The 13,310-nt window shown below is 54.5% G+C and carries 10 protein-coding genes and 1 pseudogene; 3 read left to right on the top strand and 8 right to left on the bottom strand.

Translation table 11 applies throughout. The features are described from left to right. Positions 1 to 5: 5 nt before the first annotated feature. The 5 genes from KGFNPO_RS04645 to KGFNPO_RS04625 all read right to left on the bottom strand — a co-directional run bounded on the left by KGFNPO_RS04645 (position 6) and on the right by KGFNPO_RS04625 (position 6,618). The gene (locus KGFNPO_RS04645) at positions 6 to 1,148 is read right to left on the bottom strand and encodes an ABC transporter ATP-binding protein (protein ID WP_472633321.1); all 1,143 of its coding nucleotides are present in this window, start codon (positions 1,146 to 1,148) and stop codon (positions 6 to 8) included. Between the two features lie 87 nt (positions 1,149 to 1,235). Then, positions 1,236 to 2,333, bottom strand: coding sequence for a polyamine ABC transporter substrate-binding protein (locus KGFNPO_RS04640; protein WP_472634387.1), 1,098 nt, complete (start codon positions 2,331 to 2,333; stop codon positions 1,236 to 1,238). A 302-nt stretch (positions 2,334 to 2,635) separates the two neighbouring features. Continuing rightward, positions 2,636 to 4,081, bottom strand: coding sequence for an aspartate aminotransferase family protein (locus KGFNPO_RS04635; protein WP_472633320.1), 1,446 nt, complete (start codon positions 4,079 to 4,081; stop codon positions 2,636 to 2,638). Positions 4,082 to 4,367: 286 nt separating this feature from the next. Beyond that, complete coding sequence (locus tag KGFNPO_RS04630; protein WP_472633319.1) at positions 4,368 to 5,738, bottom strand: glutamine synthetase family protein; 1,371 nt, start codon at positions 5,736 to 5,738, stop codon at positions 4,368 to 4,370. Between the two features lie 103 nt (positions 5,739 to 5,841). After that, complete coding sequence (locus tag KGFNPO_RS04625) at positions 5,842 to 6,618, bottom strand: gamma-glutamyl-gamma-aminobutyrate hydrolase family protein (protein WP_472633318.1); 777 nt, start codon at positions 6,616 to 6,618, stop codon at positions 5,842 to 5,844. A gap of 119 nt (positions 6,619 to 6,737) precedes the next feature. On the opposite strand from KGFNPO_RS04625, the gene KGFNPO_RS04620 reads away from it, so the two are divergent. The 3 genes from KGFNPO_RS04620 to KGFNPO_RS04610 all read left to right on the top strand — a co-directional run bounded on the left by KGFNPO_RS04620 (position 6,738) and on the right by KGFNPO_RS04610 (position 12,006). Then, a complete protein-coding gene (locus tag KGFNPO_RS04620; RefSeq protein WP_472633317.1) occupies positions 6,738 to 8,174 on the top strand; it encodes an MFS transporter in 1,437 nt (478 codons plus the stop codon). A gap of 326 nt (positions 8,175 to 8,500) precedes the next feature. Next, positions 8,501 to 10,813, top strand: coding sequence for a hypothetical protein (locus KGFNPO_RS04615; RefSeq protein ID WP_472633316.1), 2,313 nt, complete (start codon positions 8,501 to 8,503; stop codon positions 10,811 to 10,813). Positions 10,814 to 10,878: 65 nt separating this feature from the next. Then, positions 10,879 to 12,006 (top strand): hypothetical protein, encoded by a 1,128-nt coding sequence (locus tag KGFNPO_RS04610; protein ID WP_472633315.1) that lies wholly within the window; start codon positions 10,879 to 10,881, stop codon positions 12,004 to 12,006. A gap of 191 nt (positions 12,007 to 12,197) precedes the next feature. Here KGFNPO_RS04610 and KGFNPO_RS04605 read toward each other — a convergent pair. The 3 genes and pseudogenes from KGFNPO_RS04605 to KGFNPO_RS04595 all read right to left on the bottom strand — a co-directional run bounded on the left by KGFNPO_RS04605 (position 12,198) and on the right by KGFNPO_RS04595 (position 13,270). After that, a pseudogene (locus KGFNPO_RS04605) lies at positions 12,198 to 12,410 on the bottom strand (prevent-host-death protein). A gap of 144 nt (positions 12,411 to 12,554) precedes the next feature. Further along, entirely contained in the window at positions 12,555 to 12,863 is a 309-nt protein-coding gene (locus KGFNPO_RS04600) for a nucleotidyltransferase family protein (RefSeq protein ID WP_472633314.1), read from the bottom strand. Next, positions 12,860 to 13,270, bottom strand: coding sequence for a nucleotidyltransferase substrate binding protein (locus KGFNPO_RS04595; RefSeq protein ID WP_472633313.1), 411 nt, complete (start codon positions 13,268 to 13,270; stop codon positions 12,860 to 12,862). The genes KGFNPO_RS04600 and KGFNPO_RS04595 overlap by 4 nt, the downstream gene beginning before the upstream one ends. Positions 13,271 to 13,310 lie beyond the last annotated feature (40 nt).

Here is a 13,310-nt window from a genome sequence, read left to right as displayed (position 1 = left end):
CAGCTTCAAGAAGTCAGCACGATGATGTCGTCCTGGTCCCAGCTGGCATACACCATATCCTTGAATTGCGGCTGGTATTCGGCGTGGCGCTGGCGGTTGGCGACCTCGGCCTTGAGCCGCGCACCACTGGCCAGCTTCAGGTGATACACGGTGATGCTGCCCAGATAAGCCCAGTCGACCAGTTCGCCGCGCACGTAATTGGTCTGCGCGGCGGGATCGCCCGGCGGCGCGGTCGGGCTGATGGTGATTTTTTCCGGGCGGATGCCGACCGAAATCGCCATCCCGATGGTGCCGCTGATGCCGTGGCCGACGTAATGTTTGCACTCGGGCGACAGGATCACGACATGATCCGGCTCATCCTCGATCACCGTGCCGCCGAACAGATTGACGCTGCCGATGAAATCCGCCACGAAGCGGCAATTCGGCGTCTCGTAGATATCGCTGGGCTTGCCGATCTGCAGGATCTTGCCTTCGCTCATGACGGCGATGCGCGAGGCCATGGTCATCGCCTCTTCCTGATCGTGCGTGACCATCACGCAAGTCACACCGACTTGTTCGATGATGTTGACCAGTTCCAACTGGGTTTGCTCGCGCAGCTTTTTGTCAAGCGCACCCAGCGGCTCATCCAGCAACAACAATTGGGGCCGTTTGGCCAAGCTGCGCGCCAAGGCAACCCGCTGCTGCTGGCCGCCGGACAACTGATGCGGCTTGCGTTTGGCATACGCCATCAACTGCACCAGATTCAACATTTTTTCGACCCGTTCGGCAATCTGGTGTTTCGGCATGCGATCGCGCCGCAGGCCGAATGCGACGTTATCCCATACGCTCAAGTGCGGAAACAATGCATACGACTGAAACATCATGTTGATCGGGCGCTGGTAAGGCGGCACCAGTGCCAGATCTTGGCCATCGAGCACAATCTTGCCCGAGGTGGGCGTCTCGAAACCGCCCAGCATGCGCAATAACGTCGATTTGCCGCAGCCGGAGCTGCCCAGCAATGCAAAAATCTCGCCCTTGTTGATGCTGACCGAAACGCTGTCCACCGCACGGACGCCGTCGAACTCCTTGACCAGATTTTGTATCAGCAAAAAAGGCTGGCCGTCGGCAGATACCGCAGGCGCAATCTTGGCAGTCGCTTCTGTCGTCATAAGAAGATAAATTGTCCAGGTGATTTTTCAGAAAAATGCCGCACACCGGCAAATACCGGCGGCGTGCGGCGTCGGACATCGGAGCCTTCAGCGGCCTGACTTGAACTGCGTGAAAGTACGCGTAGTCACTCGGCGGATATCGTTGCTGACTGCATCCGGCGCGATCATTTTTTTCATGTCGTCGGCACTCAGGAATACCGTCTTGTTGTCGGCGATTTCCTTCTTGACGAACTTCAGGCTGGCCAGATTCGGGTTGGCATACGACAGCTTGTTGGTCAATGCGGCGGCAACCTCCGGGCGCATCACGTAATTCATGAACTTGTGCGCGTTCTCAGGATGTTTTGCATCTTTCGGAATCGCCATGGTATCGACAAACAAGGTGCTGCCGGTCTTCGGAATCAAGGCTTCGATCTTGACGCCTTTCCTGGCCTCGATGGCGCGCTGCCTGGCGATATTGATGTCGCCCGAATATCCGAAGACCAGACAGATCGAGCCGTTGGCCATGTCGTTGATATAGCCGGAGGAACTGAACAAGGTGACGTACGGGCGGATTTTCTTCAGCAGCTTGCCCGCCTCTGCGTAATCGGCCGGGTCTTTCGAGTAGGCTGGTTTGCCCAGATAATGCAGCGCCGGCGGGATGACTTCCGAGGCCGAATCGAAAACCGATACGCCGCAGGATTTCAGCTTGGAAACATACTTGGTGTCAAACAACAGGTCCCAGGAATTTGCCGGCATCGGCATATCGCCCAGTGCTTTTTTAACCTTGTCAAGATTGATGCCGAGGGTGGAAAAACCCCAGGCCCACGTCACCAGATGTGCGTTATTCGGATCTATCTTGGCGAGTTGGGCTTGCAGAGTGGGTTCGAGATTGACCAGATTCGGCAATTTGCTCTTGTCGATCGGGCGCAATAGTCCGGCTTCAATCTGCACCTTGGCCCAGTGCGAGGAAGGCACCACGATGTCGTAACCGGTCTTTCCTGCGACCAGTTTGGCATGCAGGATTTCATTGTTGTCGTAATTATCGTAACGAACCTTGATGCCGGTCTCTTTCTCGAAATTCTTGATGGTGTCGTCAGCGATGTAATCTGACCAGTTGTAGATATTGAGAACTTTTTCTTCCTCAGCCATTGCCGGAAAAGCTGCCAGCGCTGCTGCCGCTGCCACCAACGCCGTCATGCCGGCCATTTTTGTCAGGCCGTGTCCGATCCGCTTACTTAATTGCAGCTTCCCTGTCATTGCCATCATATAACCCCTGTGTAAGTTAAAAAATACAAGAAAATCAACAACTTTTAAACATTGTCCACGAAAATCACGAAAAGCACGAAAAAATTCCAGATAAATTTATTATGTAATAAACATGGAGTATAGCCATTTTTATGGCATTTACCGCATATGTTTATTGCGCATATTAAATATACTCATACATTACGCATTGCCGTTTTTTTCGTGCCTTTCGTGACTTTCGTGGACAGAGGTTTTCCCGAATTTCAGCGCAAACCGCGTGCAGTCAAATCCGCCAAAGTCGCATCCAGGCAGAACCGGATCAAAGCGACCATTTCGTCGATCTGTGCTTTTGTCATCACCAGCGGTGGCGCAATAATCATGCGGTCCCCGACTGCGCGCATGATCATGCCGTTGTCGAACATGTGACCGCGGCACACCATGCCGACGTCCACTTCTTTCGGGAATGAAACCGCGTCAAAAATAGTCGCGCCTTTTTCCTTGACCAACACCAGTCCGGCGACGAAACCGCAGGCCTCCGCCATGCCGACCAGCGGATGATCCGCCAGCGCTTCAAATTGCTGCTTCAGATAAGGTCCGGTTTCTTCACGGACTTTTTCGACCAGCTTTTCTGCGCGAATGAGACGGATGTTTTCCAGTGCGGCGGCACATGCGACCGGATGGCCTGAGTAGGTGAAGCCATGGTTGAAATCGCCGCCCTTCTCGATCAATACATTGGCCACGCGATCCCCCACCAGCACGCCGCCCAGCGGGATATAACCGGAGGTCACACCCTTGGCGAAGGTCATCAAATCCGGCTTGATGCCGAAGTATTCCGAGCCGAACCAGTGACCCAGGCGGCCAAAACCGCAAATGACTTCGTCGGCGATCAGCAAGATGTCGTACTTGTCGCAGATGCGCTGGATCTCCGGCCAGTACGTCGAGGGCGGGATGATGACGCCACCGGCGCCCTGCACCGGCTCGCCGATGAAAGCAGCCACTTTTTCCGGGCCGACTTCCAGAATCTTGTGTTCCAGCCAGGAAGCCGCTTTCAGGCCGAATTCTTCCGGCGTCATGCCTTTGCCGCCTTCCAAATAGTACGGCTGGCCGATGTGGACTATGCCCGGAATCGGCAAACCGCCCTGCTCGTGCATGGCGGACATGCCACTGAGCGAAGCACCTGCCATCGTGCTGCCGTGATACGCGTTGTGGCGGCTGATGATCACATGACGGTCTTTGCATCCCATCAAATCCCAGTAACGCCGCACCATGCGCACGTTGGTGTCATTGGCTTCCGATCCGGAGTTGGTGAAAAAGACATGATTGAACTGCGGCGGAGAAATCTCGACCAGTACCTTAGCCAGTTCCACCGCCGGGATATTGGTGGTGTTGAAGAAGCTGTTATAGAAAGGCAGTTGCTGCATCTGGGTATAGGCCGCGTCCGCAATGCTGTTGCGGCCGTAGCCGACATTGACGCACCACAGGCCGGACATGCCGTCCAGGCTGCGCTTGCCTTCGGAATCCCACAGGTAAATGCCCTCGCCCTTGACCATCACGCGGGCGCCGCGGCTGGCCAGATCCTTGTGGTCGGTAAATGGATGCAAAAAATGGGCGGAATCCAACTGCTGGATAGCCTTGGTGTTGTATTGCGCGTGCTGCTGGGTTGCAGCAGGTGCGACGGCGGCCGTTGGGGCTTGTGTTTTTGTGTTCATGATTTGCCTGAAATTTTTGATGTAATAGCTTCAATAGGGTCTTAAATGGTTACTAGACTGCCCCCTCCCGCGCGCGGGAGAGGGCTGGGGAGAGGGTGCTCGCAAGAACGAAGGTGGTCAAAACAAGGCTTAACCTTGATTGCATTGCCACATAATGCGGCCGCAATTTTTGCTAAGACCCTCTCCCTAACCCTCTCCCACAAGCGAATCGCATGGCGATTCGGGCACCAGGAAAAGCCATGCCGGGAGAGGGGACGAAGCGGTCCTCGCGTAGCGAATATTTACCTTAAACGTGTAGCAACAAATGCTCGCGTTCCCAAGGGCTGATTACCCGCATGAATTCCGCGTGTTCCAGATCCTTGATGGCCGAGTAGACATCGATGAAGCGTTCGCCCAGCACGCCGCGCAGCTTGTCTTCCGCGCGCAATAATTGCAGCGCCTCCGGCAAGCCTTGCGGCAGCTCGAACTTCAGATCGTAGGCGCTGCCGACCGTGATCGGAGTCGGTTCCAGTTGCTCGGTCATGCCCAGGTAGCCGCACGCCAGTGTCACCGCCAGCGCCAGATAAGGATTGGCGTCGGCACCGATGATCCGGTTCTCTACGCGCCGATCCTGCGGCCCGGATTCCGGCACGCGGAAACCGACGGTACGGTTATCCTGACCCCACTGGATATTGATCGGCGCTGCGGTATGCCGCACGATGCGGCGATAGGAATTGACATACGGCGCGACGATGGCCATCGCCGCCGGCATGTAGCGCTGCAGGCCGCCGATGTAATGCTTGAAGATGGGTGCCGCCGAACCGTCCTGATTACTGAAAATATTCAGGCCGGTCTGGGTATCCACCACGCTCTGATGCACATGCATCGCCGAACCCGGTTCACCCGTCATCGGCTTGGCCATGAAAGTAGCGTACATGTCATGCTTGAGCGCCGCTTCGCGCAGGGTGCGCTTGAAGAAGAACACCTTGTCGGCCAGGCCCAGCGGGTCCCCATGCAGGAAGTTGATTTCCATCTGGCCGGCACCGATCTCGTGGATCAGCGTATCGACGTCCAAATTCATTAATTCGCAGTAATCGTAAATATCTTCGAACAATGGATCGAACTCGTTGACTGCATCGATGCTGTAGACCTGGCGGCTGGTTTCGGCACGGCCGCTACGTCCGACGGGCGGGCGCAATGGCAAATCGGGATCGGTATTCTTGGCGGTCAGATAAAACTCCAGCTCGGGTGCCACCACCGGCTTCCAGCCTTTGTCCGCATACAACTTCAGGACCCGGCGCAGCACCGAGCGCGGCGCGAAATCAACCAGCATGCCATCGGCAAAAAAACAGTCGTGAATCACCTGCGCAGTTGGATCGACCGCCCACGGCACCATCGTGATGGTAGTCGGGTCCGCCTTCAGGATCATGTCGCGGTCGGTCGATGAAATGGCGCGATCATACGGGCCATCGTCCACCGGATAGTTGCCGGTCACCGTCATCCCCAATACCGCTTCCGGGATGCGCATGCCACGCTCCTGGGTAAATTTTCCACGCGGCAGAATCTTGCCGCGCGCCACACCGGTCAAATCCGGCACCAGGCATTCGATTTCCGTAACCCGTTTTTCGTTGAGCCACAGATCCATATCCGTATAAGAAAAGTTTTCACGTATCGACATAGTTTCCTCTATTGTTGCTTGATTATTTTATGTATTTCGTACTTCAAGTAGTGCAGGCCTCCGTGCCTGCATGCAGGCACGGAGGCCTGCACTACTTAACTACTTAGGTCGCAGCTGTTTTCTGCGACTGATATTGTCGGCAAGCTGCGCCGAACGCTGCATACAACTTCATGGAAATCGGATTTTCAGTCAAATGCCATTCCGGATGCCACTGCACTGCCAGCGCAAAGCCGGGCGCGCTCTCGACGCTATACGCCTCAACCAAGCCGTCTTCAGCAACCGCTTCGACGCGCAATCCCGGCGCCAGCCGGTCGATGCCTTGTCCATGCAGCGAATTGACGGCAATCCGAGTGACGCCATCCAGCACCTGCGCCATCAAACCGCCCGGCATCAGCGTGACCGCATGGGCTGGGCCGTACTGCCCTTCGATCGGCAGGTTCTTATCTTCGCGATGATCGCTGAAGCCGGCGTTTTCCTGCAGCGCCTGATGCAGGGTGCCGCCAAGCGCGACATTAATTTCCTGCATGCCGCGACAGATCGCAAACAACGGCAACCCACGCTCCAGCGCGGCACGAATCAAGGGCAGATTGGTCGCGTCCCGCGCCGGATCAAGCGGCAATGCAGCATCAAAAACACTCTGGCCGAAATGGCTGGGATGCACATTGGAAGGCGACCCGGTCAGCATCACGCCATCGACCGCGGACAACAACGCATCCCAGTCGATACGCTCGCCCAAGGCAGGCAAAATCAAAGGCAGGCAAGCAGCGCCGGTCAATACCGCATCGACATATTTCATTTGCGCGACATAGCCAGGATGCGCGCCTTGCTGCATGGTGCAAGCAGGAACGATGACGAGTGGGCTGGGCTTAACACGATCCATAACACGGTCCATAAAAGTATCAGGAAAATCAGCATAACGCGGCTGGTAGAAATTTGTCACAACAAAACGTTTTGCAGCGCACCAACTGGCAATCCACTGTTTTACTCCTCTCTCCCGGCATGGCTTTTCCTGGTGCCCGAATCGCCATGCGATTCGCTTGTGGGAGAGAGGCCGGGAGAGAGGGAGCATGCAAGGGCAGCTGGCCAGCGCTGTTAAAATCACCCCACGCCGGGTTGCATAAAACCGCCAACACCATTCCCCCCTATCGACAGAAGCACTCTACATCCCGTGACAAACAATTTCCCGACTACCGAATTGCCAGATGCACCTCTGACGCCTGCCGACTTTTTCACGCTCGGCCAACGCGCCACTCACGGAACAGGAGCGCGGCTATGAAGACGCTGCCGTGGCGGGATTTTCTGGCGCTCACCGTCAGCGTGGCCGTGGTCGGCCTCGGCCTTGGCGCAACCTTGCCGCTGACCGCCTTAACGCTCGATCAGCACGGCCTGGGCAACCATGTGGTCGGCCTGATGACGGCGCTGGGCGCGCTCGGCATCCTGGCGGTGGTGCCGTTCATGGCGCACTGGGTGGCGCGCTTCGGGCCGCGCAACAGCATGATCTGTGCGGTGGCAGTCGCCGCGTTGTCCACCATGCTGATGCAAACCAGCACCAACTTGATCTACTGGAGCGTGTTGCGCTTCATTTTCGGCGCTGCCTTGGGCGTACTGTTTACCGTCGGCGAAGCCTGGCTCAACAAGCTGGCGCCGGATGGCTCACGCGGGCGGGTGGTGGCGCTGTACGCCACCACTTTCACCCTGTTCCAGTTGATCGGCCCAGCCCTGGTGGCGCTGCTGGCAGGCCGGATTGACTGGCCTTTCCTGGCTTGCGGCGCACTGTTTCTGCTATCGATTCCCGGCCTGGTGCTGATGTCCAACCGCAGCCACATCATCGGCGACGAGCATGCTGCCAGCTGGAAAATCGTCGCCCCGCGCATGCCTGTCATCATCCTCGGCACCGCATTCTTCGCGCTGTTCGATGCGCTGGCGTTAAGCCTGCTGCCGCTGTTCGGCATGCGTCACGGCATTTCGGTCGAACAGGCGCTACTGTCTGCTAGCGTGATACTGATCGGCAACACCACCTTGCAGTTTCCGCTCGGCTGGCTGGCCGACCACGTCGGCCGCGCTCGCGTCCACATGGGATGCGGCTTAATCGCCTGTCTGCTGCTGCCGCTGATGCCATTTGCAGTCACGCTGCCATGGCTGTGGTGGACCCTGCTGTATGTGCTGGGCGGCGCAGCCGGCGGCATCTACGTGCTGTCGCTGGTGGCCTGCGGCGAACGCTTTTCCGGCCGGCGCCTGGTCGCCGCCACCGCCATCATCAACGCCACCTGGGGCGTCTCCGGCAGCGGCGGGCCGCTGCTGACCGGAGCCTTAATGGAAAGCATCAACGTCAATGCGCTGGTGGTCGTATTGTGGCTGGGAGCAGCAACTTTCGTGGCCAGCCTACTGTGGGAACAGCGCCCGGCCTTCATCGCCAAAAAGCTCGTAAGGCCATAGATAATTTCACCAGTATATTTTTAGTTGCATGTATATAAAGCGGAAATTTCAGTGTTTTTAAGCATACTCCATATCATGCAGTTTCAGAACTATCGCGAATCGATTTGCTTTTCTATTAAACAACGCGCAGAAGTCGTCTTGTCAGGTGGGACTTCATGTCTCGTCGCGCAGTTACCATGATATAGATGTAGATAAATTACCGTCTGGAAATAATAGAATATATTTCTAACAAGAAACCGGCTACTATCCTGTGCGGGACGAAAGTCTTACATGAAAAAAATTAAATCTAATATTTCGCATACAGGGTTGTCTAAGGGGAAATGAAAATGAAGTTGACTAAATTGGCTTTGGCATGCGCATTGACAAGTGCACTTGCTGCATGTGGTGGCGGTGGCGGTGGCGATGCAGTGAGTGGCGGCGGTAGCAATACAGTGGCTCCGACGACGCGAACACTGGCTGGGGTTGCCGCTAAAGGTTTGATCAAGAATGGCATAGTTAATGTATTTTTACATAACGCAGACGGGACTAAATCGGCAACCGTAATTGCGCCAACGCGGACATCAACGACTGATGGCAGTTATTCCATTAGCCTGGGCAGCAATATCGGCCTGTTCACGATAGAAGTCAGTGCCGACGCAAGCACAACCATGGCTGACGAGGTTAGTCATCAAGATATCGCTATGCCAGTCGGCATGACCTTGCGTAGTGTGTTCAAGTTGGATAATGCTGCCAGCACAGAAGTCAAGGGTTATGTCACACCGATTACCGACTTGCTGGTGACAGCAACTGAGAGCATTGGTGGTTTGACATCAGATAATTTTGAATCTGCTCGGGCCGGCGTCACAAAAATGATGGGGTTCGATCCACTGGAAACCAAGCCGATTAATGTCGAAAATTCGGTGGCTGCTGCTGCCATGACTGATTCAGAGCAGAAACAAAGCCTGTACTTGGCGGCTCTCTCCAAACTTGCCAACGACAGCACCAACACCTTGAACTGCGTCGGCACATCAGTCATCGAAAAAATTGATTGCATAGTCAAGAAGACTTCTGGATCGGCCACCTTGAAAGACGGTATTCTAAGCCTCTCTACGGCAGCGGAACAAGAACTTCGTACTGCGCGCAATGCAGTAATCAATGATCTAAAAGTCAACAAAACGGCAATCACTTCGGCTGATGGTCAATCGAATTTCTCGCCAGTTACGGTGCCGACTTCCACTGCTGTACTTGAGCCGATCCCCGCTGCCAAAGCAATGTTTGCCAGCCTGCGTACCAATCTGAACGCATTTTCGAATGCGCAAAAAACCGGTGAACTGGATGTACGGTCGGATGCATTGAAGGCAGATTTTGATACGGCAATCGCTCCTCTGGACAAGGATCTTGCCGACTGGATTCTGCTTTCCGGTCGTGGCATAACGTTATTTAATGAATTTAAAAACGCTAACGTTGGACCCTATGTACCAAACTCTGCTCCAACCTATTCCCCAGTATTCCAATCTAATATTGGTAATTGTCAGGTATATGCAGATACTACTGCTGATACACCGGCAAAAATATCGTCTGATGCCAAGAGCGTTTCTTGTCGTTTGAACGCGACTATGGTAGCTGGTACTTATGAACGGAATGCAGGAGGGTCCACTTGGAAGCAATTCACCAAGACCATCCTCCTGACGCCGGTCGCAGGCACAACCTCAAGTTTCAGCTACGAGTCGCGTGCGAGGATGGAAACGGTACAGTCGGGAGATGTCGTAACAGTCAGTAAGGCGACTATCGGCGTTTACGGTCCAGGTTCAACCGCCCGTGCCAAAGGCACCGTTTCCTACACGATGAGCGGCAATATCGAGACAGGCGCAACCATCAACGGCTTCATGCCAGCCCGTACCGATGGCATGGGTGTAGCGATTACGGACCAGGAAGAATGGAACGTCCGTTACGTTCGCACTCCGGAAGCAGGTGGCGTGAACAAATATGCGCTTTCCGGCGATATCAAGGCGCTCAAGGGTGACGTTGCGGTCAGTTCGGTCGCCTTACAGGATGGTTCGTACATTCGTACGGTGTCACCGGTTGGAAATTATGAGATTAATAGTGAAGTCAATCTAGTACTGGCTGTTGCCGCTGGAAAAAGCAAAGTAACCGGAACTCTGTCTCTGAGTAAATTCTCTGCCGACAAAAATGGTAGCAACTACATCCCGACAGACCTGAAATTCATCGGCAGCTTTACCAATGCCAGTTCCGAGTTCTTTAATGGAACCTTGACAGCGAAGACCTCCAACTATGCCGCTTACGATAACAGCCTGCCTCGTTCGACAGCGAATTTCGCCCCGACATCCGGCTCGTTCGTCGGTATTTTACGGATTCCAGCTCGCCCTGATCTGAAATTGTCCCTGAGCGCCAGCAATCTTGCGCTCGATGTAGCCAACTTCAGCGCTCAGTACGACGATGGGACAAATACGATACTGATCGACAGCAGCAATGCCAGCCCGAAAGTGGTCAATATTTCGAGTGCAAACGGTGTCTCCGTGCAACTTAAAAACGGTGTCAATACGGTAGACGTGATGAAAAACAGCAGCAAAATCGCTACTTTTGACCGTGCCACCGGGATGATTAACTACATTGACGGCAGCTTCGAGTCATTGAAATAATCCCCACTGGTTTGTGATTGTTTTTAGCCTGACGGCTTGCCGTCAGGCTTTTTTCTTGGTATCTGATGCGACATTTTCTTATTTTGATTAGTTTTCTTGTTTCGGCCAACGCTGTGGCGCAACAGTCTATTGCTACTGACAATGGCGCGCTGCATCAACCTGACAAGGCATGGCAAGCCTATGCCAAAACCCAATTGTGGGCAGTCTATGACGCGATCCCGGTGAGTAAATTTGACGGTGACTGGTCAGTGGGCTATGCGCCCAGAGACGGGCGTAACCTGTTCTTGCAACGTAACCGTGCCGAGTTCGGCGTCGAGAAGGATGGCTGGCGGGTCGGCATCGAATATCGGCTGGAGGGCTCGCTGGAAGCGAATCGCGATACGCTGGAATTCTATCGTCTCTACCAGCAGCGCCTGCGTCCCGGCAGTGCGCGCGATTTCACTCTGAATCCGCAGTTCAGATCATGGTCTGCGGCTGGTTTGCGCGTCGCACGTACCTTTGCATTGGATGATGCTGTCAGCAATAGTCCGTTACTGATAGTGTCGGGCGCGCTGTATGCGAATCCCCGTAATCGCGATATCGATGTGACTGGCAAGGTGAATTACCAGCCAAGCGATGTGTACCGATTCAATGCGCAGTATCGGGAATCCGATACGCGTTACCAGTACCCATTCATGCAAAACCTGTCGCAAACCTCATCTGGGGCCAGTGTTTCGCTCGCCTTGCAATGGCCGCTGAGCGAGCGACTCCAAGCCAATGTGGCACTGAACGACATCTGGAGCCGCATGCGCTGGTCGAATCTCCCTGCGGTCCGGAAGACTATCAATTCCGATGTCACCAGTTACGACAAGGATGGGTATGTCAATTATCAGCCACTATTGTCCGGCCAAAACAGCCAGATAGAAAAGACCGGCACCATCGGTGCATCCGGTACATTGAGCCTGAGCTACCAGATGGATCAATGGACAATGAAGGTAGGACTGGACCGTATTGAGGGAATAACGATACCGGCTGTAGCGCTAACGTATCGGACCTCATGGGGGGCATTCACGACCAGTTACGAGACACGCTTTAATACCTTAGGTGTCGGATATGATCACGGTCCATTTCGCTTGCATCTGCGCTCCAACCGCTGGCCGCTTAACAATGCCAGTGCCATCGGTCTGGATGCAGGTGTACATTACGCATTTTAGTTGATGCTGCAATTGCGTATTGCTGTGCTTCCTGCAAAAATCAGGTCTCGTTTTAACGGGGTCTGGTTTTCCAACAGGGCTATAGGGAACAGCCACGGTTTTTTTGATTGAAAAAGCTGGAAATCGTGGTCTGCTCCCCTACTTCTGCAAGTCATGCTCAGCCGACTCCCGGATGACGACTTTGAGACTCATTAGCGATCCATCTCGTCCAGTTCAGCAAACACATCCTCCGCATCGCGAAACCTGCCTTGCTCGATCTCGCGGTTTCCAAGTGCCAGAATCTTCAACAGCACCAGAGTTTCTTCCTGCTCTTCGCAACTCTTGACATCCATGACAATCAGCTTGGCCTCGCCGTTTTGGGTGATCAGCATGGGCTAACGGCTTTCCGAAAGGTCTCTGACGATCTCGGCCGCGTGGCTCCTCTTGAGCTAGCTGATGGGCTTAATTTGGGATGAAAATTTCATGACGCCACTCCTGACTAAACTGATATAAACCAATTTAGTCATAATTTCGTCTTCATTTTAAAATTATTTACCTTTACCTATCCATCATTTCAACACCACGCGATCCCGCGCAATGATCTGGCGAAATTCTTCGCCGGTAGTTGCCCAGTCGATCACATCCACCTTGAACGGCAAGTCGGATTCGGTGAAATCATGCTCCAGTGCGGCCAGTAGCGCGATTGGCAAAGGCTGCGCGCAAATGATCGCCAGATCGAGGTCCGAGTAGGGTTTGGCGCTGCGGGTGGCGCGGGAGCCGAAAGCCCAGACCAGTTGGCCCGCCAGATGACGCTGCAGGATGGCCGAGATGCTGGCCCATTGTGCCGGAGTAATGTCTATGTCAGGCATGGAACTCATGCGCCCCGACTCCTTTTTTGTAGTTCGCCCAACAGGGCACGGGCTTCTTGCAGGAAGTCGGGAATGATGGTCATCACCTGTTTGGCTTTTTCTTCCTCATAAGTGTGGCTGGTGATGCTGCGCGCCTTGCGGTAGTCCTTCCAGCGATCCCAGCCGCTGCGCAGCAAGCCCTGTTCGCTGGCAGTGCGGATCATATCGGGGAAAGCCATCTCGTCGATGCTGGCCGGATTGGGCGATGCCATTTCCAGATAACGCTTGAGCATCTTGTGGGATAACTCATAACTAAATTCGAAGCGTTGAATTGTCGCATCCCGATACAAAGTATTCTCCGGCGCAGCGCCATGCGCTTGCAGCGCTTCCTCCAGACGCAACAAGGCATTTGCCAGCGACGAGAGCAAGTTGTACATTCATCATCAATCCATTGCGTAAGTTGATGGGTGGTGGGTG

The organism is Gelidimonas diazotrophica (genome assembly GCF_055694025.1).
The sequence above is the reverse complement of the archived record's forward strand: the minus strand, read 5'-3'. Positions and strand labels throughout refer to the sequence as shown.

What these genes read in the sequence shown, in the direction of transcription:
- KGFNPO_RS04595 (WP_472633313.1), bottom strand. Translation starts at nt 13,270, where the DNA reads ATGTACAACTTGCTCTCGTCGCTGGCAAATGCCTTGTTGCGTCTGGAG.
- KGFNPO_RS04645 (WP_472633321.1), bottom strand. Translation starts at nt 1,148, where the DNA reads ATGACGACAGAAGCGACTGCCAAGATTGCGCCTGCGGTATCTGCCGAC.
- KGFNPO_RS04620 (WP_472633317.1), top strand. Translation starts at nt 6,738, where the DNA reads ATGGCTTTTCCTGGTGCCCGAATCGCCATGCGATTCGCTTGTGGGAGA.
- KGFNPO_RS04600 (WP_472633314.1), bottom strand. Translation starts at nt 12,863, where the DNA reads ATGAGTTCCATGCCTGACATAGACATTACTCCGGCACAATGGGCCAGC.
- KGFNPO_RS04640 (WP_472634387.1), bottom strand. Translation starts at nt 2,333, where the DNA reads ATGGCCGGCATGACGGCGTTGGTGGCAGCGGCAGCAGCGCTGGCAGCT.
- KGFNPO_RS04625 (WP_472633318.1), bottom strand. Translation starts at nt 6,618, where the DNA reads ATGGATCGTGTTAAGCCCAGCCCACTCGTCATCGTTCCTGCTTGCACC.
- KGFNPO_RS04635 (WP_472633320.1), bottom strand. Translation starts at nt 4,081, where the DNA reads ATGAACACAAAAACACAAGCCCCAACGGCCGCCGTCGCACCTGCTGCA.
- KGFNPO_RS04610 (WP_472633315.1), top strand. Translation starts at nt 10,879, where the DNA reads ATGCGACATTTTCTTATTTTGATTAGTTTTCTTGTTTCGGCCAACGCT.
- KGFNPO_RS04630 (WP_472633319.1), bottom strand. Translation starts at nt 5,738, where the DNA reads ATGTCGATACGTGAAAACTTTTCTTATACGGATATGGATCTGTGGCTC.
- KGFNPO_RS04615 (WP_472633316.1), top strand. Translation starts at nt 8,501, where the DNA reads ATGAAGTTGACTAAATTGGCTTTGGCATGCGCATTGACAAGTGCACTT.